This is a genomic window from Winogradskyella bathintestinalis (assembly GCF_030407435.1).
Lineage (GTDB): Bacteria > Bacteroidota > Bacteroidia > Flavobacteriales > Flavobacteriaceae > Winogradskyella > Winogradskyella bathintestinalis.
Genome location: NZ_JASDDK010000001.1, coordinates 741,390 through 764,365, shown reverse-complemented (window position 1 = coordinate 764,365; position 22,976 = coordinate 741,390). Strand labels below are relative to the sequence as shown.

The following is a 22,976-nucleotide window of genomic DNA, read 5'->3' as shown; positions in this document are numbered from 1 at the left end:
AGTTTAACCTGAAAATCATTTTACCACACTTACACAAATGTTATCCATTGCGGTTAAATTAGAATTATAGTTTGAAGAATAATTCACATCCATCTCGTACCCATTTTCTTTTTACAAAGTACGCGATTGAGAACCCTTCTAATAAAAATTTATAGCACCACTAATGTTTTACAATTCGTTTATTAATGATCTTGTTTTGCGTTTGAAATTGTACAAATAATAAGCCTGAAGCTAAAGCGTCTAAATCTAATTGTGTAGTCCAGCCCGATTGCAACAACAACTGACCTAAGCCATTAAAAATCTTTATACTTTCAATAGTGGTGTGCTCCGATTTTTCCATATAAATTACGGACGATGTCGGATTTGGATATATCTTAATATCGGTTGTAATACCCAAATCTGAATTACTCAAAGTAACAGCGTTGTTTTTTGAAATCAAATGACTCTCGGGATCAAATAACACCTCTTGAACCGTAAAATTTACAGTTTCAAAAAACTCCTCATTATTAAATGTATGGTCTAAAACAATGTCTAAACGTTCACCCATTGTGCCTAAAATTCTAACAGGTACACCGGCTTCGAAAAAAGAAACCGACTCATGACTTTGGGTTTGCGAAAGCTGCAATCGCAATTGATTTTCGTTCTGATTCCAATTAACCGCATAACTTGGATAACCTTGATTGTAAATCCAATCCTCAAAAAATTCATCTAAATTTTCACCAGTTGATAGTTCTATGACATCTTTAAAATCTTGCGTTTTTGCATAAGCGAACGCTAGTTCTGGTGCCATTAAATAATCTTGTAAACCTCGGTAAAAGTTAGCATCACCAAGTTTCTTCCTCAGCATATGCAAGACCATTGATCCTTTATTATAACTAAGTCGACTACTAAAAATTCGATTCACACTTGTGGTGTCTTGATCGGTAAGATATACCGCTCCTCCGGGCTGAGATGTTATACTATTAATTTTCTGTGCTCTCCAAGTTTTAAAATTAGCATCACCATCTAAATTTTCAACAACCAAGCCCGACAAATAAGTAGCAAAACCTTCGTTTAACCAGATGTCTTTCCAACTTCCACAGGTTATTTTATTGCCAAACCATTGGTGCGCCAGTTCGTGAGCAATAAGACCTCTGTTAAAAGAACCCATAAAGGAAACCGTGGTATGCTCCATACCACCTCCCCAACCAAATTGCGCATGACCATATTTTTCGTCTGAATAAGGATATTCTTCGAACAAGTCTGTAAATAAATTCATAATATCTACTGTAACTGCTGTACTCGCCTGAGCAACCGCTAAATCTTCAGGATAAACATAATTAACGATATCAAAAGGTGAACCATTATTAGGAACTTCATGGGTATAAACTTCGTAATTGGTCACTGCAATAGCAATTAAGTAGGCTGGTATGGGATGACGATGCTTAAAATGTGTAATTTTTTCAGAGTTCGAAACTGTTTGACTCATTTCTAAACCATTTGAAACGGCAATATAAGGCTCGTTAGAGGGATTGTATTCTGGAGTTTTAAGATACACATCTATGGCATCTATTTTATCATTTAAATCTTGTTTGCAAGGCCACCAACCTTTTGCACCATAAGGTTCAGACAGCGTCCAGATTATTGGATCTCCGTTATGTGTAGTTTGTTCAAAAGACCCAAAACCCGAGCTCACCGGATTCCCAGAATAGCTAACTGTTAAAGAATCTAAGACCCCTTGTACTTGAGGTTGGGGTAAAGTGATTACTAATTCATCATCGGTGTTTTGCGTAAAACTTAGACTATTACCCCGTTGTAATACTTGAGAAACCGTCATATTATCCGTCAAATCAAAAGTGATATCGGTCATGGTTTCTTTAGCTTCAAAATACGTAGTTACATCACCAGAAATTTGTGCGAATGACGGATTTACATTTAATTCTAAGCGATGGTATTTTACATCATAATTGCCAGTATTTGCATTCTGATTATTCATCATTTGACGCAGGGCAGAATTCGCTTCTGCAGCACGAATGGCATTTAAAGTATCATTATAATCTTGGGCATGTAATTGTAGCGCTAATAAGAATACTAAACAGGTAATAATTTGCTTCATAGAACTCATTTTAGTGTTAAAAATAAGGCTTTTATTGAGATTCAGTCGTATTTTTGCTGTTCAACTTTCTTTAACTTCTACGTAATGTCATTTCTTTCATTTTTTAAAGGTTATAAAAACTTCGGGATTTTCTTTTTGGTGCTTTCTATCATCATTTTAACAATCATTTATAATGTATTAAATGTTAAGCAACCACTTCCTATTTATCAACCAGGAATGGTCAGCGAAGAATTGGTGGACAGTACTATTCAACACCAATTAAAATATCATAAAATTGCTGATTTTAGTCTTACCAATCAAAATGGTAAAACAATTACACAAAACGATTACAAAGACAAAATTTATGTGGCCGATTTTTTCTTTACAACCTGCCAAACCATTTGCCCAATTATGACCGATAATATGGTTCAGATACAAGAGGAAATTATGAAGGATGATGATGTAATGTTATTGTCGCATTCGGTTACTCCCAAAATTGATAGCGTTGCACAACTTAAAAAATATGCCAAAGCAAAAGGGGTTATAGATAAAAAATGGAATTTGGTTACTGGCGATAAAAAACAAATTTACGCACTTGCAAGAAAAAGTTATTTGGCTGTAAAAACAGATGGTAATGGAGATGAATACGATATGATTCATACCGAAAATTTTATGCTTATTGATAAGAAAAGACAGATAAGAGGGTTTTACGATGGCACAAAACCAGAAGATATTGAACGTATTTTGGAAGATATAGAAACCTTAAAGTATTTTGATGAGGAATGAGATTAGTAGGCAGTAATACGTAAAATATCCAGTTGTTAAGTTTTAGTACAAAAATCAAACTGCAGCATGTTCTAACACTAGATATGAGTTGAATGTAAGCCCCACGCCGTCTCTTTTCTATTCTTTCATTTCTAGCGTCTAACTTCTTTTCTTTTACAGCAAAAAGCTTGACATAATTAAATATTCATGGTCTGCCTTTTTACACTAATAAATTTCTCTTACTTTTGCTTCTTTAAAATTAATCTAAATAAGGATAAGGTTGACATTAGCTGAACTAAAACGCGGGCAACAAGGCATTATTACTGATGTATCATCTATTTACATTCCGTTGAAACTTTTGGAAATGGGTTGTTTACCTGGTAATTCAGTTCAACTTGTGCAAGTAGCGCCATTTGCCGACCCCATGTATCTCAATATTAACGGCACCCATTTAGCTATTAGAAAAGAAACAGCGATTCACATTTTAATTGAAACTGTAGATGAGTAAGCAGATCAACGTTGCCTTAATAGGAAATCCTAACACAGGAAAAACCTCTGTGTTTAATGCCCTCACAGGTTTAAATCAGAAAGTAGGAAATTACCCAGGTATTACTGTCGAAAAAAAAGAAGGCATTTGCAAATTACCTCGAGGAGTTAAAGCACACATCATTGATTTACCTGGAACTTACAGCTTAAATGCCTCATCTTTAGATGAAAATGTGGTAATTGAATTATTACTGAATAAAAAAGGTAAGGACTATCCCGATGTGGCTGTTGTAGTTAGTGATGTCGAAAATTTAAAGCGTAATTTATTGTTATTTACGCAGATAAAGGATTTACAAATTCCGACGATATTGGTTATCAATATGTCCGATAGAATGGCTTATAAAGGTATTTCGTTGGATCTCGATTATTTAGAAAAAGAATTAAATACCAAAATTGCTTTAATCAGTACCCGAAAGAAAATGGGCATAACTGAACTTAAAGAACTGATAACAAATTATAAGGAATTATCGATAAAACCTTGTCTAGACGCATCCACTATAGATGAAACCTATTTTAACAACTTAAAAAAGGCTTTTCCAAATCAGTTATTGTATAAATTATGGTTGGTTATTACTCAAGATGTCAACTTCGGAAAAACAGACCGAACAACCTTTGATAAAGTTGAAGATTTTAAAACCAAGTCGAAAGTCGATTTAAAACGTCTTCAACAAAAAGAAACCATAAAACGTTATCAGTTTATTAACCAAACGCTTAAAAAAGGCCAAACCATTGACTTAAAATCAGCAAAAGATTTAAGGATAAAATTAGATAGAATCCTTACCCATAAAGTTTGGGGATATTTAATTTTTGGCGTCATTCTATTAACCATTTTTCAAGCTATATACGATTGGTCCAGTATTCCTATGGATTTTATTGATGGTGCATTTGCATCGTTAAGTGAATGGACAAAAAACACTTTACCAGCAGGAGCTTTTACCAATCTTTTAGCAGAAGGTATTATTTCAGGTCTTGGTGGAATTGTGATTTTTATACCACAAATTGCGTTTTTATTTCTATTTATATCTATTCTTGAAGAGAGTGGTTATATGAGTCGTGTAGTGTTTTTAATGGACCGAATTATGCGACGTTTTGGACTTAGTGGAAAAAGTGTGGTACCTTTAATTTCTGGTACAGCATGTGCAATTCCTGCAATTATGGCAACGCGTAATATTGAAAGCTGGAAAGAACGCTTAATCACCATATTGGTAACGCCATTCACAACATGTTCTGCAAGATTACCAGTGTATCTTATTATTATTGCCTTAGTGATTCCTGAAGGCCGAATTTTAGGATTAAGCTACCAGGCGTTAACTTTAATGTTACTCTATCTTATTGGTTTTGGTGCCGCAGTCGGTTCTGCTTGGATTTTAAACAAAATATTGAAGATAAAAAGTAAAAGCTTTTTTGTAGTAGAAATGCCAAATTACAAATTGCCTTTATTTAAAAATGTAGCATTAACTGTTTTAGAAAAAACAAAAGCCTTTGTTTTTGGTGCTGGTAAAATCATTTTAGCCATTTCTATTGTGCTATGGTTTTTGGCATCCTACGGTCCAGGCGAAAGTTTTAATAATGCAGATGATATTGTTACCGAACAATATGCTTCCGAAAACTTAAATGAAAACGAATTAGAACAAAAAATAGCTTCTCACAAATTAGAGCATTCTTTTATTGGTATTGCTGGCCATGCTATTGAACCCGCAATAAGACCATTAGGTTATGATTGGAAAATAGGAATTGCCATTGTGAGTTCTTTCGCTGCGCGCGAAGTGTTTGTAGGCACCTTGGCTACTATATATAGTGTAGGTAATGATGAAGAAGAAACCATCAAAAACAGAATGGCAGGGGAAGTCAACCCTATTCTCGGTGGACCCTTATTTAATTTCGCTTCTGGTATTTCGTTGCTCTTGTTCTACGCTTTTGCGATGCAATGCATGAGTACTCTAGCGATTGTAAAAAAAGAAACAAATTCTTGGAAATGGCCAATCTATCAATTAGTAATAATGAGTGCTTTTGCTTATATTGTAGCATTAGTGGCTTTTCAAGTATTAAAATAGACTTACAAGTTTTCAAGTTTAGTAGATCAAAAATGTTATATTATGAATATGATCATTCAAAACATATTAGTTTTTTCAGCACTAGCAATAGCACTGCTATTCTTAGTACGTAAATTTATCTGGTCTCCAAAGAAAAAATCTTCAAAAGCTTGTGGAGGAGATGATGGTTGCGGATGTCATTAACAACCTTTCAAACAAAGAAATTTCACTAATTATCATTGGTACATTTTAGATAGTCCCTCAGTATTCGGTTTTAAAAAAAACCATATAAAAAACATCTCTAGAGTATTTTTTTAGAGCTTATAAGTAATGTCATTATGCAAATCATAAAAAGCGTTGATAACGGTTTTAAATTTAATGATTATCCATAGTATTTTCTTGGTAGCGATTAATAGGGTACAACTATTAAACTCACGTATTATACCATCGAAATTTATACACTGTGCTCATATAAGAACACTTATTATCATCACATAATTCATTTCTATAAGTTGATAAACAGTCTCAAGAATAGACGTTAAGGCAACTAAGCTTCTCGATTTAAATAATTCAATTGAATGAGCTGATTTTAAAAAAGTGAAGTGAGAACAGATTTTGAAACTTAATTACCTCCATAATAACATCAATGCACAGCGTCACCCTAGATTGAAATCAAACTTTCTTTAAGTACAAGTTTTTAGCTACACTTTGAGAAACGACCATTTCTGAATTTTCTAAAGATATTTTAATAGAATTATCAAAAGGCTCTTTATGATTAACGGTAATGATGCTTCCTAGCGCTATATTATTACTATCTAAATATTTGAGAAATTTTGAAGACGTGTCATCTACACCTACACATTTATAACTAGAACCAACGTCCGCCTTTGCTAAAACAATTTTTTCAATGTGCTTAAAATTGCCCGCCTTATCAGGTATAGGATCACCGTGAGGATCATGTGTAGGAAATTCTAAAAACGCATCAAGTTCATCAACCAGCTTATCTGATTTAATATGTTCTAAATGTTCTGCTACTTCATGGACTTCATCCCATGAAAAATTTAATTTTTCAACTAAAAACACTTCCCAAAGTCTATGCTTTCTAATAATATTAACTGCTACTCGCCGGCCATCGTCTGTTAAAGTGACTCCTTGATATTTTTTATAATCGGCATAACTCTTATCTGATAATTTCTTAATCATGTCTGTAACAGAAGATGCTTTTGTTTGCATTACTTCAGCTATGGCGTTTGTATTCACTGATTTCTCACCATTGCTTCCTAGATGATAAATAGCTTTAATATAGTTTTCTTCCGTTAGTGTAATCATAATTCTAAAGTGAATAGCAAATATAGAAAAGATAAATTTCTAAATATAAATTTAGATTAATCTAAAAATAATTTTATGTTTGCTTAAAATTAATAAAAGATGAGACTAACAATACTATTACTATTTGCTTTTTTGATGGGTGTAAATGCTCAAAACAATTATGAAATTAGTGGCAAAATAACTGCTGAAGGTGAAGTATTACCTTATGCAAATATTTATATTGAAACCACAACCAAAGGATCTACAACAGACGAAAATGGCCTTTATAGCATCAAAAATTTAGAACCTAAAACATATTATGTTACAGCATTTTTTGCTGGTTATACTCCACAGAAAAAGAAAGTTGACATCACTAATGCGAACGTTACTCTAAATTTTAATTTAAATTATAATAAAAGTTTAGACGAAGTGATAATTTCTGGAACTTTAAAACCCGTTTCTCGACTAGAAAGTCCAGTGCCTGTTGAAGTTTACTCACCGACATTCTTAAAGAAAAACCCAACTCCAAACGTATTTGAAGCACTTCAAAATGTCAATGGAGTCCGACCTCAATTAAATTGCAGTGTTTGTAATACTGGAGATATTCATATTAATGGACTAGAAGGTCCGTATACGTTAGTTCTAATAGATGGTATGCCAATAGTTAGTGGCTTATCTACCGTCTATGGACTTTCTGGTATTCCCAATTCGCTTATTGAACAAGTGGAAGTTGTAAAAGGCCCCGCGTCATCATTATATGGTAGTGAAGCTGTTGGTGGACTTATCAATATTATTACAAAACTACCAGAAAATTCATCCCGTTTCTTTGCAGATGGTTTTGTAACAGGTTGGGGCGAAATGAATTTAGATGTAGGATTTAAAGCCAAAGTAAGCGAAAAAGCCAATGTATTATTTGGGACTAATTATTTTAAATATGATAATCCTATAGATAATAATAATGATAATTTTACGGATGTTACGCTTCAAGATCGAATTTCAATATTTCAAAAATGGGACTTTAAACGCGCTTCTAATCGTAAGTTTTCTGTAGCCGGACGTTATTTTTACGAAGATCGCTGGGGCGGAGAACTGCAATGGAATAAAAACTATAGAGGTGGTGATGAAATTTATGGAGAAAGTATATATACGTCACGTTTTGAAATTTTAGGAAATTATCAACTCCCAATGACCGAAAAAGTGAATCTTCAGTTTTCATATTCTGACCACGATCAAAATTCCGTTTATGGAAATATGCCCTATTTAGCACAACAACGCATCGGTTTTGGTCAATTAATTTGGGATAAGACCGTTAATAAACACGATTTATTATTCGGAACTGCACTCCGTTACAATTATTACAATGATAATACAACGGCGACCATAACAGCAGACGAAGTCACTATACCTTCACTTTTTATACAAGACGAAATCGAATTTACGAAAAAGCAAAGTTTACTTTTGGGCGTAAGATACGATTATGATAGTCGGCACGGTAGCATTTTTACACCAAGATTGGCTTACCGCTATAAACCAACGGACACCGATATTATTCGGTTAAATGCGGGTACAGGATTTAGAGTGGTCAATTTATTTACAGAGGAACACGCTGCACTAACAGGAGCAAGAGATGTTATAATACAATCTGAATTGCAACCTGAAGAATCCTATAACATCAATTTAAATTACTTGAAAAAATTGTACCTCAACAATGGCATGTATTTCACCTTTGACACCTCAGCTTGGTACACTTACTTTACTAATGCCATAATACCAGATTACGATACTAACCCCAACCAAATTATTTATGACAACCTTGATGGTTACTCCACCTCTAAGGGTTTAAGTTTTAATATAGATGCCGTTTTTGGCAGTGGTATAAGTGCTTCAATCGGAGCTACACTTCAAGATGTTTCACAAACTGAAAATGGTGAACGTACCAAACAAATTCTAACAGAGGAATTCTCTGGTGTTTGGTCCTTGTCCTATAAAAATTATGCAACTAACCTTACATTCGATTATACAGGTAATCTCTACGGACCTATGCGTTTACCTTTACTTGGAGACTTAGATCCTAGAGACGAATACTCTCCAACTTGGAGTGTTCAAAATATACAAGCAACCTATGATGGTTTCGATAATTTTGAAGTCTATGGTGGTATAAAAAACTTGCTCAATTGGACACCCAATAAAGGTAATCCCTTTATAATCGCCAGAGCAGATGACCCTTTTGATGAAAACGTACAATTTGATGGAAATGGTGATGTTATTGCTACACCAGATAATCCTTACGCATTAACATTCGATCCGGCTTACGTGTATGGCCCTAATCAGGGAATACGTTTGTTCTTTGGGTTACGCTATACTTTGAAGTAAATCAGACATTTTTTTAGTACTTTCGTAATAAATTTTTAGATATATGAAAAAAATTATTGTTGTTTTAAGTATAGTAATAATACTGCTTAGCTGTAAAAGCGAAACCAAAGACAACGGTAAACTTAACGTAGTTACCACCACCACCATGATCACGGATTTGGTTAAAAATATAGGTGGCGATTCTGTAAATGTACAAGGCTTAATGGGAAGCGGTGTCGATCCGCATTTGTATAAAGCCAGTGAGGGAGATGTTTCAAAATTGGTAAATGCCGATATTATTTTTTACAATGGATTGCATTTAGAAGGCAAACTGGTTGAAGTTTTCGAAAAAATGGGAAGCGCTACAAAAACACCGATTGCCTTAGCTGATCAAATTGATAAAACGACCTTAATCGGTTCAGATTATTTTGCTTCTAACTACGATCCCCATGTATGGTTTGATATTAATTACTACAAACAATTTGCACAAAAAGTAACTGCTATTTTATCTGAAAAAGACAAAGAAAATGCTTCTAAATATGAAGAAAATAAATCAAATTATGTAGCAAGGTTAGAAGAACTTCAAAATAAAGTAAAACAAATTATTGAAACACTTCCTAAAGAAAAACGCGTATTAGTCACGGCTCATGATGCCTTCAATTATTTCGGAAAAGCCTATGGTTTTGAAGTGGTCGGTCTACAAGGTTTATCAACGGCTACTGAGGCAGGTGTTCAAGATGTTCAGAAATTAGCTACCTTTATTATCGACAAACAGATCAAAGCAATCTTTGTAGAAAGTTCGGTTCCAAAACGTACTATTGAAGCCTTACAAGCTGCAGTAAAATCTAAAGGTCATAATGTTGAAATTGGAGGCACCCTATATTCTGATGCTTTAGGAACAACAGGAACCGTTGAAGGTACCTATATTGGAATGTTTGAGTATAATGTGAATACAATTGTTAATGCACTGAAATAACTCCTGCGAAAGCAGGAATCCATCAAGTTTAGTTGCTCCTTAAATATGGAAAAAGAATCAAAGGAAAATATAAAAATTAATACTCCTATTCAGGAGACTCCTGCGTCTGCAGGTGTGATAGCCGTTAAAGTAGACGATTTAACCGTAGCCTACAACTACAAACCTGTACTTTGGGATATTGATTTAGAAATTCCAGAAGGGGTTCTTATGGCCATTGTTGGTCCAAATGGAGCCGGAAAATCTACATTGATAAAAGCAATTTTAGGCATATTGAAACCTATTGCTGGTAGTGTATCAATTTACGACAAACCTTATGATAAACAACGTCAACTCGTCGCTTATGTTCCTCAAAAAGGAAGTGTTGATTGGGATTTTCCCACGACGGCATTAGATGTTGTAATGATGGGTACTTACGGCAGTTTGGGCTGGATAAAACGTCCTGGTCAAAAAGAAAAGAAAGCGTCACTTGAAGCTTTAGAAAAAGTAGGGATGTTAGCTTTTAAAAGTCGACAAATAAGTCAATTGTCTGGAGGACAACAGCAACGGATTTTCTTAGCAAGAGCTTTAGTACAAAATGCTTCTATCTATTTTATGGATGAACCGTTTCAAGGCGTAGATGCCACAACCGAAATCGCCATTATTAATATTTTAAAAGAATTAAGAAAAGCAGGTAAAACAGTCATCGTAGTGCACCACGATTTACAAACGGTACCAGAATATTTTGATTGGGTTACTTTTTTAAACGTGAAAAAAATTGCCACAGGTCCAGTTAGAGATATTTTTAATGATGATAATTTAACAAAGACTTATGGTATTAATTATAAAGTGAGTATTCAGGAGTGACACAATCCTCCGAAGCAGGTACCTCATTAATTAAAACTAAAAACATAAAGTATTGTAAAGACAGAATGATCCCGAAAGCTTTCGGGACTGCTTTTACAGGAATTATGGATATAACAGAATATATAAAATTAGTCTTCACAGACTACACACTAAGAACCATCACCCTCGGTACCGCAATTCTAGGAGCTGTTACAGGTATGTTAGGCAGTTTTGCCGTACTCAGAAAACAAAGTTTATTGGGTGACGCTATTTCGCACGCCGCATTACCAGGCATTGCGATTGCCTTTTTAATTACCGGCGCAAAAGATAGCAATACTTTATTAATTGGAGCATTAATAAGTGGTTTAATCGGTACGTTCTGGATACGAGGAATCGTTACTAAAACGCATTTAAAATCGGATACCGCTTTAGGTTTAATTCTCTCTTTATTTTTTGGCTTTGGAATGTTGTTACTCACTTTTATTCAAAAACAACCTAATGCCAATCAAGCAGGTTTAGACAAGTATTTATTTGGGCAAGCTGCAACTTTAGTAGAAAGTGATGTATGGCTTATGGCAATTGTTACAGGTATTTGTTTAATTGTAATGCTTACCTTTTGGAAAGAATTCAAGATCTTATTATTTGATGCCGATTACACTAAAACCCTAGGGTTCAATACAAAATTTATTGACATTCTTATTACATCTTTCATTGTGTTAGCCATAGTTCTAGGCTTACAAACTGTAGGAGTCGTTTTAATGAGCGCCATGCTTTTAGCACCTGCTGCTGCTGCCAGACAATGGACAAATAGTCTATCGGTCATGGTACTTTTAGCCGCTATTTTTGGCGCATTTTCAGGTGTGTTTGGAACGGCCATTAGCGCGAGTCAGAATAACTTATCTACAGGTCCCGTAATTGTTTTGGTTGCTGGAGTTTTTGTGGTGGTTTCTTTTATATTTTCACCAAGTCGTGGTTTATTGTTTAAACGTATTCGGTTTATTAAAAATCGACGAGATTTAGAATTGCATAAAACTTTGGCCTTTATGCACCACATTGCAGAAACACATGAAGACATTTCGCATCCACACTCTACAAAACTTTTAAATAATTTTCAAGGGTATACGCGCTCTACACTTCAAAAATTAGTAGATAAAAACTATGTACAGCTCAATGGAAACATGTGGAGCCTAACCAAAACTGGTTTTGAAACCGCTTCGAATTTGTACACTAAACAATCCACAGACGATGAGTAACGCGCAACTAGAAATTCAACTCATAGCTTGTATAGTGGCGGTTGCTTGTGCTATACCTGGAACGTTTTTAGTGCTTCGGAAAATGGCCATGATCAGTGATGCCATTAGCCATTCTATTTTACCAGGTATTGTGGTTGGGTTTTTTATCACTCAAGATTTAAATTCCCCTTTATTAATTCTTTTGGCCGCTCTAACCGGAATAATCACAGTGGTATTGGTGGAGTATATTCAAAAAACAGGCTTGGTTAAAGAAGATACTGCGATTGGATTGGTTTTTCCGGCGTTATTTAGTATCGGCGTTATTTTAATCGCCAAAAATGCTAATGATGTTCATTTAGATGTTGATGCAGTATTGTTAGGTGAATTGGCCTTTGCTCCTTTTGATAGATTATTAATTAGCGGGACAGATGTTGGCCCAAAATCACTTTGGGTTGTAGGCACTATCCTTTTAATTATCATTACACTTTTAATACTCTTTTTTAAAGAGTTAAAAGTAAGCACATTCGATAAAGGTTTGTCGGCTTCCTTAGGATTTTCGCCTGCCATTATTCATTACGGCTTAATGTCGGTTTCTTCAGTAACCACTGTAGGAGCGTTTGATGCTGTTGGAGCTATTTTGGTTGTTGCCCTAATGATTGCACCTGCTGCGGCAGCATATTTACTGACTACAGATTTAAAGAAAATGTTAACTTTGGCTGTAGGCTTCGGTATTTTTAGTGCCATTTTCGGATATTGGGTAGCACATTGGTTAGATGCCTCTATTGCCGGTTCAATAACAACGGTTCTTGGCTTGGTCTTTTTATTGGTGTATTTGTTTGCACCGTCAAAAGGTATTATTGCAGTAATGTACCGAGAAAAGCAGCAACGGACAGAAGTATCTCTACTCACATTTTTACTGCATTTAAAAAACCATGATGAAATTGAAGAACGCCATGTCAATCATCTCAGCGAACACATCAACTGGCAAAAAGTACGTTCTAAAACCGTACTCGACTTAGCCCAGAAAAACAATATGATTCATATTGAAAACGAAGTAGTTTCACTGACCAAAAAAGGCGATGAGTTTACTTCTAAAGCCATTGATTATATCATAACCAATGAAGATGCGCAAATCGAAGATATGAAGGATGATTTCTTTTTGTTTAGAGGATAAATTGATTTACGATTGGTGATTTTTACTTTAAGATTCCCAAACAAAAATGATAACTACTTTTGATCAAGCTACCTAAAACTGAAAACTGAGACTGTTATTTAAACCCACGCTCCTGCTGAATATGCTCATAAGCTTCCTGCACTTGTCTAAACTTGGCTTCTGCTCCTTCTCGATGCTCCTTACCAAGATGTGTTACACGATCGGGATGGTATTTTTTAGCCATTGTTCGGTACGCTTTTTTAACTTCGTCATCAGGTACAGACTTATCAATTTCTAAAATTTTATAAGCGTTATCGCTACTATTATAAAACATCGCTTTTATGCTTTGATAATCTCTGTTGCTAATACCTAAATATCCAGTAATGGTATAAATCTGTCGTAATTCATCTTCAGTAACCATACCGTCCGCTTTGGCAATTCCGAACAAAAAGTGAAGTAGTTGTAATCGTGAGGCATGATCCATCATTTGACGGATCTGGGTACAAACCTGACGTGTAGAAATATTCTGTTTACTAATGCGTTTAAACAATTCAAAAGCATGATTGGCTCTTTCCTTGCCATACATATTACTAAACTGCTGACGAACATAATCTAATTCACGTTGGTCTTGTTTACCGTCGGCTTTAATAACAATGGAAGCTAAGATCAGTAAACTAACTTCAAAATCGCCAGACTGAGTTTGTGGTTTCGATTTCCGTTGTCCATAAGACGATGTTCCTCGGTACGTATCTCGTTGTCTTCCTGCTTGACGGTCACCTAATAATGGAATTCCATCACCTGCAAATTTATCGACAAAACTACCTAAAGCCAACCCTATAATCGCACCTATTGGGCCACCAAAAGACCAACCTAGCGCACCACCAATCCATTTTGCAAAACTCATATTATTACTTTTATTTGAAATTCAAATATACTATTTGTTAGTGGGTTGAAAATGGAAATTGTTACGTTTTATGTAAGCTATTGTTTAGAATTTACTTCTTAAAATAAATCTGTACCCCTTAAACAAAAAACGCTTTGATCTCAATGCTAATTATAACGTAGCATAATACCCAGTTCTAAATTATATTTTGGTAACTTTTAGATGGACTTAATTTCGATTTCAAATCGGAAAATATATATGAAAAGTCATCGAAATTAACTTCAACTTTTTCTAATACCGATACTATTATTTCATATAGTTTAAACTACTATAGACAACTAAAATACCTTCATTTAAACTGCTAACTAAATACCGTCATCTGCCGACTATTTTTCATTATCTTTGCAATTCAAATTTTGATTAATTAAATATTAAAAAATATGTATCCAGCAGAATTAGTAAAACCAATGCGTGAGGATTTAACTAACGTAGGTTTCGAAGAATTACATACATCTGAAGCTGTAGATAATGCCATTGCAAAAGAAGGGACAACATTAGTCGTTGTAAATTCAGTTTGCGGGTGTGCCGCAGCAAATGCCAGACCAGGAGCTAGAACAAGTTTGCAAAATGCCAAAACACCAGACCATTTAGTAACGGTTTTTGCAGGTGTAGATAAAGATGCCACAAATAAGGCAAGAGAATATATGATTCCTTTTCCTCCAAGTTCACCATGTATGGCTTTATTTAAAGATGGAGAATTGGTACATATGTTAGAGCGTCACCATATTGAAGGTCGTCCGGCTGAATTAATCTCCGAGAACCTCATGGATGCTTATAACGAGCATTGTTAAAACTATATACTGCTTGAAATCTGAATAACATTCGGGATAAGCACAAAGTTAAAAAACCACGAAATTGTTCGTGGTTTTTTTGTGCATAAATTCCATTGATATACATTTGTATTATGAGAAAACTATTGGCTTATCCTCTTACGGTTTTATTTGCGGTTTGCTTTTTATTAACCTTGTGTATTTTTCATATTATACAATGGTTTTGCCACAAAGTGTTTGGCTATATTGGTCTCAAAAAAGCAGTAGATACGCTGCAATTTTTCATAATGCGCTGCCTTAATGTTTTGGGCACAAGAATTTCATTCTATAATCCTTATAACATTTCCACGGACCGCCCCTTAATTATCGTTTCAAATCATCAAAGTATGTACGACATTTCACCTATAATGTGGTATATGCGCAAACATCATGTAAAGTTTGTTTCCAAAAAAGAGCTAGGTAAAGGTATACCGAGCGTCTCTTATAATTTACGTCACGGTGGGTCAGTTTTAATAGACCGCAAAAACCCGCGACAGTCCTTATCTGCCATGATGAAATTTGGAGAATATATTGAAAACACTAAAAGAGCAGCAGTCATTTTTCCAGAAGGCACGCGTAGTAAAAACGGATGCCCTAAGCCATTTAAAACTAAAGGCTTGGAAATGCTATTAAAAAAAGTGCCCTCTGCCCTTGTCGTTCCCATTACAGTAAACAACTCATGGAAAATGCTTAGGTATGGTAAATTCCCAATGGGAATCGGAAATCATATGACATTTACTGTGCATAAGCCATTAGAAATTATTAACTTTACTAATAAGACCGAATTAATTCAGCAAATTGAACAGACTATTGTTGAAGGAATCGAGAAATAACCCCTAAATAATCAATACATATGTCGTTGAAAAATATAAGATTGGAAGTGATGCAACATCTCGAAAAAGATGTAGATTCTCTTATTGAGAAATATTTAATTCCTATTGAAAAGATATGGCAACCTACCGACTTTTTACCAGATTCCACCAAAGATTCTTTTTATGAAGAGCTTAGGGAAATCAGGGCTTTGTCTAAAGAATTAGATTATGATTTCTGGGTGGTTTTAGTCGGGGATATGATTACCGAAGAAGCTTTACCTACCTATGAATCTTGGTTAATGGATGTTGAAGGCGTAGATCAAGTAGATAAAGAAAATGCTTGGGGAAAATGGGTAAGACACTGGACTGGTGAAGAAAACAGACATGGTGATGTACTCAATAAATACTTATATCTGTCAGGTCGTGTTAACATGAAAGAAATTGAGAAAACCACGCAATATTTAATAGCTGATGGTTTTGATATCGGTACCGATAGAGATCCGTACAAAAACTTTGTTTATACAAGTTTTCAAGAATTGGCAACGTACGTATCACACAATCGAGTTGCTAAAATTGCCAAGGAAAAAGGCAATAAACGATTGGCTAAAATGTGTAAAATAATTTCTGGAGATGAGATGCGTCACCACCACGCTTACGCTGAGTTTGTAGAGCGTATTTTTGCTGTAGATCCTAACCAAATGATGATGGCTTTTCATGATATGATGAAACGGAAGATTGCCATGCCAGCACATTTTTTAAGGGAATCTGGTGATAAAATCGGTACAGCTTTCGAAGAGTTTTCTAATACAGCACAGCGTATTGGAGTTTACACCTCTAATGATTATGTTGATATTCTACAGAAGCTAATAGACCGTTGGGAAATAGGAAATTTAACAGGTTTAAACGAAGAAGCCGAAAAAGCAAGAGATTATTTAATGAAATTACCTCCAAGAATGTACCGTTTGTCTGAACGGATAAAAATTCCTGAAAATTCGTTTCAGTTTAAATGGGTCGATCCAGCTTAACAATTTTAGATGCAAACCACTAGCCGACTAATTACATCAACCAAATCATTTGTAAAACTTGAGCTCAAAAATGCTGAAGGTGGACATGATTGGTTTCATACAGAACGTGTTTATAAAAACGCACTTTTAATTGCCAAAACCGAACCGGTTGATATTTTAGTGGTTTCACTGGCAGCACTGTTACACGATATAGCCGATTCGAAATTTTATGATGGAGACGAAACCATTGGACCAAAAAAAGCACAAACATTTCTTCTAAATAACGATGTGGACAGCAAAGTTATTGAACACGTTACCAAGATTATCGAAAATATGTCTTTTAAAAATTCGTTCGATTTACAATCTTCTTTTAGCTCAAAAGAAATGGAAGTGGTTCAAGATGCTGACCGACTCGATGCTATTGGAGCTATTGGTATTGCCCGCAGTTTTAATTATGGAGGATTTAAGGACAGAGGACTTTATGATCCTGAGATAAAGCCTAATCTCAATATGACAAAGGCAGAATATAAAAACTCAAAAGCACCAACAATCAATCATTTTCACGAAAAACTTTTGCTACTAAAAGACCAAATGAATACAAAAACTGGTAAGCGTATGGCCTTAGCCCGCCATAAATATATGGAAGGATTTTTAAAACAATTTTATGCCGAGTGGGAAGGTAAAAAATAAAAAAAGTTAATTCTCTTCAGCACTTTTGAGAGGTGTCAATTTATATTCAATAGCTGTCATTTCTTCTCCAAAATGAATAATAATTTTGTCTGCGTCTAAAATATTTTAGCCTTTTAGTATAATGAGATAACAACCAGATTTGAATTACTGAACAATCAACTTAAGCTCTCCTCTATATTTAGAAGCACTCTTACCCGTAAATTCTTTGAATAGTTTATTAAAGTGCGAAAAGTTATTAAACCCACATTCATAACTAACATCGGCAATGCTCATTTGGCTTTCTGAGAGTAGTTTAGTGGCGTGTACAATTCTATATTCATTAACGAGCTTAGTAAAGGTTTTACCCGTCACTTTTTTAAAGTATCGACAAAATGCAGGCACCGTCATACTCACCTTATCTGCAATTTCATCTAAACTAATATGTTCTTTAAAATTTTGGTTAACATGTTTAAATACAATATCTATTTTGGCACTATCCTGTGGTTCGGTTTCAAAGGCAAATCCGTCGGCATTTAAAATGGTGTAATCTTCTGATTTCGCCAATCCATGTAAAACTTCTAGTAAAATTAATATTTTCTTAAAGCCTTCTTTTTCATTTAACTTTTCAATTTTAGGTCCTAATTTTCTTTTAGTTTTAACTCCAAATAGAATTCCTTTTTTAGAACGCTCAAACAATTTATTGATTTGTCCCATTTCAGGAATATCAAAAAAATGATTGCCTAGAAACTCAGGTCTAAATTGTACAACAGTTTCACTACCATTTATAGTCAATCGATCGGTAAAGCCATTATGTGGAAGATTAGGACCCAAAAGTAATAGCTGACTATTATTAAAATAAGATAAGTGATTACCAATATGGCGCTTACCTTGACCTTTATTAACATAAACCAATTCTATTTCTGGGTGAAAATGCCAAAATGGTTTGTTCTCGCCAATATAAGCCTCATGTTTATTAACTTTTAATGAACTACCAAATTGAGGACTTATTTTTTCTAAAGTAGGTTTTCTAGCTTTCATATTAATTCTGTTAGTACAAAGTTAATTCAATTTAAACCAAAAACCTATATACAATTACCTGCAACATATACTATTTTACCTAATTAACACAATATTATCAATTATTCGGTTAAATATGCATACATACTCATCAAAAGATATATGCATAATTTACAGTCTGTGTATTTTAATTTAAAGAAGATACGTAATCATTTCTCCGAGCTAATCACCTTCTAAAACTCAGAACCTCTGATTATAATTCGGTTTGCCTGGTCTATATTTTCTGGCGTTCGAGTAATTAATGAAATTAAGGTAATTTCAATATTGTTATCAGAGGTTCTTATTGGTTCAATAATCGTTTTTAAAATATATTTTGTATCCACTATATAGTCATCGTAGTTTTCACTAATTATAGACTTATCAATTTGAAATATAATCGGATTAGAATTTAGTTCTAGATAATTTTCGGAAAATGCAGTAAGAGACATAAAACTCGGTTCGTAGTCCAATTTAGTTTTGATGAATATTTGCCCTTTATTTGTGGTTTCCGCTTTATCGGAATTCTTATTATTAATTTCTACAGTTTCAATTTTATTTTTGTCAATGGTTCTAAGAGCTGATTCATTTTTAATTCTTTTTCCATTAATAAAGATAGCTGGTTTAATATGGATATGCTTCGTTTGTTTATTGTCTTTGTATATAACTTTCATTTCAGAGCTTTCGCTATATCTCGGTTCTGAAGTCGTTGATTTCTTCTCCGTCGTTTGACTAAATAATTGAAATGTAACTAACATGATTATAATGACACTACGATTTTGCATAAGTTGAGATGGTAATAATTTATCATTCAAGTTTAAAACTATTTTAAATATTTAGAAATAAATAATTAGTTAACTCTACTTAGAAGTAAGTTAAACCCACTTACCATTTAGAGAATCGATTTTATGAGTTAAGAAAGTATAACAAATCCACATAACATGGAGTTGAAATATCAATCCTATGGTAAATTATCACCAATGTATACTATATTAACACCACACACAACCTCAGTCTAACTTACGGTTAATTGTGTATACAATGCTGCCAAAATGCTTGTTTTCTAAGGTTACAATGCGCTATATATTTGTACTAGAAATCATTTAAAGATTTTTATTATGAAAACAGTAATTAAAAGTATTTTAATATTAGCAGTAATGTTCGGAACATTTACAAGCTACGCCAACAACGTTATGGAAGTTCCCCCAACTTTCAATTTCGTTAAGAAAGGAAATCAAATTTCAGTAACAGATGCTACTGGTGAAGTTATTTATAGTGGTGAAATTAATTATAACGGAAACCTTACGACACTTTTTGATTTTTCACAATTAAAAAATGGTCAATATACTGTAGAAATTACCAAAGGTTTTGAAATTGAAATCAACACTATTGAAGTTAAAGAACATATCGTATCTTATATCCATGCGAATAAAAAAACCATTTATAAGCCTGTAGTAAGAAACGTAAATGGAAAAATTTTAATTTCAAAATTAGCTATAAATACAAATGAAATGGATGTTGAACTTTATTTTGAAGGCGACATCATCCATACCGAGAAAGTTACTGAAAAAGAGAGAAACACCTTAAACCGTATTTACAAATTAGACCAATCACGTCGTGGTAATTACACCACCATTATAAAGTCTGACGACAGGGTGTTTGTAACAAGTTTTAGAATATAAATTGTTGTTTATTTATATATTTATTAGTTTATTTATTTAGTAAGAAAGTGGGCAGTAGACAGCCCACTTTTTTTTATTTAAAAGAGTTTCATCTGTCCATTTTTGTAGGGCTCGTGAAGCTTTGTATTTAACTTGGGCATCACTTTATTTTTGAAGTATTTCATCTTTGCCAAATTTACCATATCGTTGATTTGTTTGGCTATTTGCCCTTCACCTCGCATCCTAACACCATATCTACTTTCATTGAGTGTGCCTCCATGGCAATTTTCTATTTGATGCAATACTTTTTCTGCTCTGTCTGGTAGTGTTTTATGAATCCAATCGGTAAAAATCTCACCAATTGCACCATTTAATCTTACTATGGTATGCCCAATGCTCAATGCACCAGCTTCAGAAACCGCTTTTGCCATGGGTAAAATTTCATGACTATTTATAGATGGAATTATTGGTGCCAGCATCACATTTACAGGAATACCATATGCACTTAGCTCCTTGACGACTTTTAATCGTCTTTTTATAGTTGCAGTTCTGGGTTCTAAAATACGTCTGGTGTCTTCAGATAATGATGTAATAGAAATATTTACCGAGATTAAGTTATCCGCAGCCAAAGATTTTAAAAGGTCCAAATCCCTTAATATTAAAGCATTTTTGGTAATGATGCCCACAGGATGTTTGTACTTTAAAAACACTTCCAAGCATTGCCTTGTAATCTCGAATTGTTTTTCAGCCGGTTGGTAACAATCTGTATTGCCAGACATGACAATGGTTTGTGCTTGCCAACTTTTCTTTTTGAGATGTTGTTCCAATAGTTTTGGAGCGTTCTTTTTTACTAAGATGCGACGTTCAAAATCCAGTCCGGCGCTGTAACCCCAAAATTCGTGACTGTTCCGTGCATAGCAATAAATACAACCATGTTCGCAACCTTGGTACATATTCATGGAATAGGCCATGCCAACATCTGGACTTGCTACCTTATTAACAATGGTTTTAGGAAATACGTTAAGAAATTGTGCTTTATTTTTGTCGGGGAGCTCCCCTTCTTTTTCACAGAATTCCAAAAAATCATCCCGAACTTCATGAGACAGCTCAAAGAATCGGTTGTGGGTGTTTTGTTGCGCTCCTCTACCTTTTATGTTTGATTTGGGGTTTATCATGTCCCAAAGTTAGATCGAAATATAATCAGGTCTTGCTATCGGTTGTAGTTTTAACGATTATAGTTCTTTATTTATTATAGGTAAAATTTGATCTAATTTATTAATCGTTTAAAGGTGGTTATGGTATTTCAGGAAAATTATAATCTTGGTAAAGAATATAATGCTCAAAAAAAACTTTACCCTGCTGGGTTTCAATTTTATTGAATTCGTCGTATATCCTACTTAAAACCTTTTTGTTAAAGACATCGGATACTTATTGTCAATATTCAACCTTAAAATTGTCTTTTTGAGTTTATCTTCATTATTTCAATAATTGTAAGGTTTTGAAATAAGACTATCTGTATATTCTCCTGAATTTTGAATGAGAACTTTAGTTTGATCGGGTCCTATTTTCATATATAGTGAATCGTTGTGAACATATATACGGTTGACTCTAAAATAGCATGAAGCACCATAAATTGTGGTTAGACATCCAACATATCCCATTAAATTATACTCAACATCATTGTAATTGAAATTCAAAGCAGATGCTTTTTCCTTACAAGTGACAGTACCCATTCTATCTATTAAGGATGAAAAATTCTCAATATCATCTAAGTCGATCATCTCTAAATTGTCTTGGCGCTCATTTTTCAAATAATCAGCAGGCTTAACAACTTTTTTCAGAGTACTATTTTCTGAATGGACTCCATTACATGAGTAAATCAAAATCAAGAAATAATATGTAAAATCCTCTATTCAAGATAAAACTATTTCCCTGGAAATTCAGCTTTACGCTTCTCTAAAAATGCTGTTGTACCTTCCACAAAATCTTCGGTCCCAAAACAGTTTCCGAAACCTTCAATTTCTACATCATAACCATTTACTCCATCTTCGTAATTGGCGTTAATAGCTTTAATGGCTTCCGCAATCGCAACCGATGAATTTCGCATAATTTTGCTCGCAATTTTTTCGGCTAATGGTATTAATTCATCTTGTTCTACAACATGATTTACCAAACCATAAGTCAGTGCTTGGTCAGCATCAATCATACCGGCGGTCATAACCATTTCCATAGCTCTGCCTTTACCAACTAATTGTGGTAAGCGTTGTGTGCCTCCGTAGCCTGGAATCACGCCTAATGAAGTTTCTGGCAAACCCATTTTAGCATTGTTACTTGCAACCCTAAAGTGACAAGCCATGGCCAATTCTAATCCGCCACCAAGGGCGAAACCATTGACAGCCGCAATAACCGGTGTGCTAAGGTTTTCTACAAAATTGAATAATAATTGTTGGCCTTGGGCTGCTAATTTGCCGCCTTCTTCAACACTAAAATCGGCGAACTCGCTAATATCAGCTCCTGCTACAAAGGCTTTTTCACCGCTTCCTGTGATGATGATGACTTTGGTGTGCTCATCATTGTCTGCTGCCTCAAAAGCATCATGCAGTTCTTGGATTGTGGCTTTGTTTAAGGCATTTAACTTTTTTGGTCTGTTGATGGTAATTGTTGTAATGCCGTTTGTAGTTTTGGATAGTATGTTTTCGTAGTTCATTGAAAGTTTATTTCATTCTCACGTAAGTGGGAATCTCGTTATTTTGTTTTCTAAATT

22 protein-coding genes are annotated in these 22,976 nt (G+C 34.3%); 14 read left to right on the top strand and 8 right to left on the bottom strand.

Going from position 1 to position 22,976, the window contains the following annotated elements:
* Positions 1-160: 160 nt before the first annotated feature.
* Positions 161-2,095, bottom strand: a complete 1,935-nt coding sequence (locus tag QMA06_RS03120; protein ID WP_290205391.1) for a M1 family aminopeptidase — start codon at positions 2,093-2,095, stop codon at positions 161-163.
* A gap of 84 nt (positions 2,096-2,179) precedes the next feature.
* On the opposite strand from QMA06_RS03120, the gene QMA06_RS03115 reads away from it, so the two are divergent.
* The 4 genes from QMA06_RS03115 to QMA06_RS03100 all read left to right on the top strand — a co-directional run bounded on the left by QMA06_RS03115 (position 2,180) and on the right by QMA06_RS03100 (position 5,622).
* A complete protein-coding gene (locus QMA06_RS03115; protein WP_290205390.1) occupies positions 2,180-2,860 on the top strand; it encodes an SCO family protein in 681 nt (226 codons plus the stop codon).
* A 253-nt stretch (positions 2,861-3,113) separates the two neighbouring features.
* On the top strand, positions 3,114-3,347 hold the full coding sequence (locus tag QMA06_RS03110) for a FeoA family protein (RefSeq protein ID WP_290205760.1): 234 nt from the start codon (positions 3,114-3,116) through the stop codon (positions 3,345-3,347).
* Positions 3,340-5,439 (top strand): ferrous iron transport protein B, encoded by a 2,100-nt coding sequence (gene feoB / locus QMA06_RS03105; protein WP_290205389.1) that lies wholly within the window; start codon positions 3,340-3,342, stop codon positions 5,437-5,439. Before QMA06_RS03110 ends, feoB begins: the two co-directional genes overlap by 8 nt.
* A 42-nt stretch (positions 5,440-5,481) precedes the next feature.
* Positions 5,482-5,622, top strand: a complete 141-nt coding sequence (locus QMA06_RS03100) for a FeoB-associated Cys-rich membrane protein (RefSeq protein WP_290205388.1) — start codon at positions 5,482-5,484, stop codon at positions 5,620-5,622.
* Between the two features lie 468 nt (positions 5,623-6,090).
* Here the strand turns inward: QMA06_RS03100 and QMA06_RS03095 are convergent, their stop codons facing one another.
* Positions 6,091-6,747 (bottom strand): metal-dependent transcriptional regulator, encoded by a 657-nt coding sequence (locus tag QMA06_RS03095; protein WP_290205387.1) that lies wholly within the window; start codon positions 6,745-6,747, stop codon positions 6,091-6,093.
* 99 nt (positions 6,748-6,846) lie between these two features.
* Here QMA06_RS03095 and QMA06_RS03090 point away from each other — a divergent pair, with 99 nt between their 5' ends.
* From QMA06_RS03090 to QMA06_RS03070, 5 genes are all read left to right on the top strand, one after another.
* Positions 6,847-9,099, top strand: coding sequence for a TonB-dependent receptor (locus QMA06_RS03090; protein WP_290205386.1), 2,253 nt, complete (start codon positions 6,847-6,849; stop codon positions 9,097-9,099).
* Between the two features lie 43 nt (positions 9,100-9,142).
* Positions 9,143-10,054, top strand: coding sequence for a metal ABC transporter solute-binding protein, Zn/Mn family (locus tag QMA06_RS03085; RefSeq protein ID WP_290205385.1), 912 nt, complete (start codon positions 9,143-9,145; stop codon positions 10,052-10,054).
* 45 nt (positions 10,055-10,099) lie between these two features.
* Positions 10,100-10,897 carry a metal ABC transporter ATP-binding protein gene (locus tag QMA06_RS03080; protein WP_290205384.1) on the top strand — a complete coding sequence of 266 codons (798 nt, stop codon included), beginning with the start codon at positions 10,100-10,102 and terminating at the stop codon, positions 10,895-10,897.
* A 104-nt stretch (positions 10,898-11,001) separates the two neighbouring features.
* Complete coding sequence (locus QMA06_RS03075) at positions 11,002-12,129, top strand: metal ABC transporter permease (protein WP_290205759.1); 1,128 nt, start codon at positions 11,002-11,004, stop codon at positions 12,127-12,129.
* The gene (locus tag QMA06_RS03070) at positions 12,122-13,282 is read left to right on the top strand and encodes a metal ABC transporter permease (RefSeq protein WP_290205383.1); all 1,161 of its coding nucleotides are present in this window, start codon (positions 12,122-12,124) and stop codon (positions 13,280-13,282) included. Before QMA06_RS03075 ends, QMA06_RS03070 begins: the two co-directional genes overlap by 8 nt.
* A gap of 94 nt (positions 13,283-13,376) precedes the next feature.
* Here QMA06_RS03070 and QMA06_RS03065 read toward each other — a convergent pair whose 3' ends face one another.
* Complete coding sequence (locus QMA06_RS03065) at positions 13,377-14,165, bottom strand: TerB family tellurite resistance protein (protein WP_290205382.1); 789 nt, start codon at positions 14,163-14,165, stop codon at positions 13,377-13,379.
* Positions 14,166-14,584: 419 nt separating this feature from the next.
* Here QMA06_RS03065 and QMA06_RS03060 point away from each other — a divergent pair, with 419 nt between their 5' ends.
* The 4 genes from QMA06_RS03060 to QMA06_RS03045 all read left to right on the top strand — a co-directional run bounded on the left by QMA06_RS03060 (position 14,585) and on the right by QMA06_RS03045 (position 17,519).
* Positions 14,585-14,995 carry a BrxA/BrxB family bacilliredoxin gene (locus QMA06_RS03060; protein ID WP_290205381.1) on the top strand — a complete coding sequence of 137 codons (411 nt, stop codon included), beginning with the start codon at positions 14,585-14,587 and terminating at the stop codon, positions 14,993-14,995.
* Positions 14,996-15,108: 113 nt separating this feature from the next.
* Positions 15,109-15,846 carry a lysophospholipid acyltransferase family protein gene (locus QMA06_RS03055; RefSeq protein WP_290205380.1) on the top strand — a complete coding sequence of 246 codons (738 nt, stop codon included), beginning with the start codon at positions 15,109-15,111 and terminating at the stop codon, positions 15,844-15,846.
* A gap of 20 nt (positions 15,847-15,866) precedes the next feature.
* On the top strand, positions 15,867-16,850 hold the full coding sequence (locus tag QMA06_RS03050) for an acyl-ACP desaturase (protein WP_290205379.1): 984 nt from the start codon (positions 15,867-15,869) through the stop codon (positions 16,848-16,850).
* 9 nt (positions 16,851-16,859) lie between these two features.
* The gene (locus tag QMA06_RS03045) at positions 16,860-17,519 is read left to right on the top strand and encodes an HD domain-containing protein (protein WP_290205378.1); all 660 of its coding nucleotides are present in this window, start codon (positions 16,860-16,862) and stop codon (positions 17,517-17,519) included.
* 144 nt (positions 17,520-17,663) lie between these two features.
* Here the strand turns inward: QMA06_RS03045 and QMA06_RS03040 are convergent, their stop codons facing one another.
* Complete coding sequence (locus QMA06_RS03040) at positions 17,664-18,536, bottom strand: AraC family transcriptional regulator (RefSeq protein ID WP_290205377.1); 873 nt, start codon at positions 18,534-18,536, stop codon at positions 17,664-17,666.
* A gap of 212 nt (positions 18,537-18,748) precedes the next feature.
* Entirely contained in the window at positions 18,749-19,366 is a 618-nt protein-coding gene (locus QMA06_RS03035; RefSeq protein ID WP_290205376.1) for a hypothetical protein, read from the bottom strand.
* Positions 19,367-19,669: 303 nt separating this feature from the next.
* Here QMA06_RS03035 and QMA06_RS03030 point away from each other — a divergent pair, with 303 nt between their 5' ends.
* Positions 19,670-20,233 carry a hypothetical protein gene (locus tag QMA06_RS03030; RefSeq protein ID WP_290205375.1) on the top strand — a complete coding sequence of 188 codons (564 nt, stop codon included), beginning with the start codon at positions 19,670-19,672 and terminating at the stop codon, positions 20,231-20,233.
* Between the two features lie 77 nt (positions 20,234-20,310).
* Here QMA06_RS03030 and QMA06_RS03025 read toward each other — a convergent pair whose 3' ends face one another.
* The 3 genes from QMA06_RS03025 to QMA06_RS03015 all read right to left on the bottom strand — a co-directional run bounded on the left by QMA06_RS03025 (position 20,311) and on the right by QMA06_RS03015 (position 22,919).
* Positions 20,311-21,387, bottom strand: a complete 1,077-nt coding sequence (locus QMA06_RS03025) for a PA0069 family radical SAM protein (protein ID WP_290205374.1) — start codon at positions 21,385-21,387, stop codon at positions 20,311-20,313.
* 306 nt (positions 21,388-21,693) lie between these two features.
* The gene (locus QMA06_RS03020) at positions 21,694-22,101 is read right to left on the bottom strand and encodes a hypothetical protein (RefSeq protein ID WP_290205373.1); all 408 of its coding nucleotides are present in this window, start codon (positions 22,099-22,101) and stop codon (positions 21,694-21,696) included.
* A 35-nt stretch (positions 22,102-22,136) separates the two neighbouring features.
* Positions 22,137-22,919 carry an enoyl-CoA hydratase/isomerase family protein gene (locus QMA06_RS03015; RefSeq protein WP_290205372.1) on the bottom strand — a complete coding sequence of 261 codons (783 nt, stop codon included), beginning with the start codon at positions 22,917-22,919 and terminating at the stop codon, positions 22,137-22,139.
* Positions 22,920-22,976: the final 57 nt, after the last annotated feature.

Coding starts and splice junctions, on each gene's coding strand:
- QMA06_RS03120 (WP_290205391.1), bottom strand. CDS start 2,095: ATGAAGCAAATTATTACCTGTTTAGTATTCTTATTAGCGCTACAATTA.
- QMA06_RS03115 (WP_290205390.1), top strand. CDS start 2,180: ATGTCATTTCTTTCATTTTTTAAAGGTTATAAAAACTTCGGGATTTTC.
- feoB (WP_290205389.1), top strand. CDS start 3,340: ATGAGTAAGCAGATCAACGTTGCCTTAATAGGAAATCCTAACACAGGA.
- QMA06_RS03100 (WP_290205388.1), top strand. CDS start 5,482: ATGAATATGATCATTCAAAACATATTAGTTTTTTCAGCACTAGCAATA.
- QMA06_RS03095 (WP_290205387.1), bottom strand. CDS start 6,747: ATGATTACACTAACGGAAGAAAACTATATTAAAGCTATTTATCATCTA.
- QMA06_RS03090 (WP_290205386.1), top strand. CDS start 6,847: ATGAGACTAACAATACTATTACTATTTGCTTTTTTGATGGGTGTAAAT.
- QMA06_RS03085 (WP_290205385.1), top strand. CDS start 9,143: ATGAAAAAAATTATTGTTGTTTTAAGTATAGTAATAATACTGCTTAGC.
- QMA06_RS03080 (WP_290205384.1), top strand. CDS start 10,100: ATGGAAAAAGAATCAAAGGAAAATATAAAAATTAATACTCCTATTCAG.
- QMA06_RS03075 (WP_290205759.1), top strand. CDS start 11,002: ATGGATATAACAGAATATATAAAATTAGTCTTCACAGACTACACACTA.
- QMA06_RS03070 (WP_290205383.1), top strand. CDS start 12,122: ATGAGTAACGCGCAACTAGAAATTCAACTCATAGCTTGTATAGTGGCG.
- QMA06_RS03065 (WP_290205382.1), bottom strand. CDS start 14,165: ATGAGTTTTGCAAAATGGATTGGTGGTGCGCTAGGTTGGTCTTTTGGT.
- QMA06_RS03060 (WP_290205381.1), top strand. CDS start 14,585: ATGTATCCAGCAGAATTAGTAAAACCAATGCGTGAGGATTTAACTAAC.
- QMA06_RS03055 (WP_290205380.1), top strand. CDS start 15,109: ATGAGAAAACTATTGGCTTATCCTCTTACGGTTTTATTTGCGGTTTGC.
- QMA06_RS03050 (WP_290205379.1), top strand. CDS start 15,867: ATGTCGTTGAAAAATATAAGATTGGAAGTGATGCAACATCTCGAAAAA.
- QMA06_RS03045 (WP_290205378.1), top strand. CDS start 16,860: ATGCAAACCACTAGCCGACTAATTACATCAACCAAATCATTTGTAAAA.
- QMA06_RS03040 (WP_290205377.1), bottom strand. CDS start 18,536: ATGAAAGCTAGAAAACCTACTTTAGAAAAAATAAGTCCTCAATTTGGT.
- QMA06_RS03030 (WP_290205375.1), top strand. CDS start 19,670: ATGAAAACAGTAATTAAAAGTATTTTAATATTAGCAGTAATGTTCGGA.
- QMA06_RS03025 (WP_290205374.1), bottom strand. CDS start 21,387: ATGATAAACCCCAAATCAAACATAAAAGGTAGAGGAGCGCAACAAAAC.
- QMA06_RS03015 (WP_290205372.1), bottom strand. CDS start 22,919: ATGAACTACGAAAACATACTATCCAAAACTACAAACGGCATTACAACA.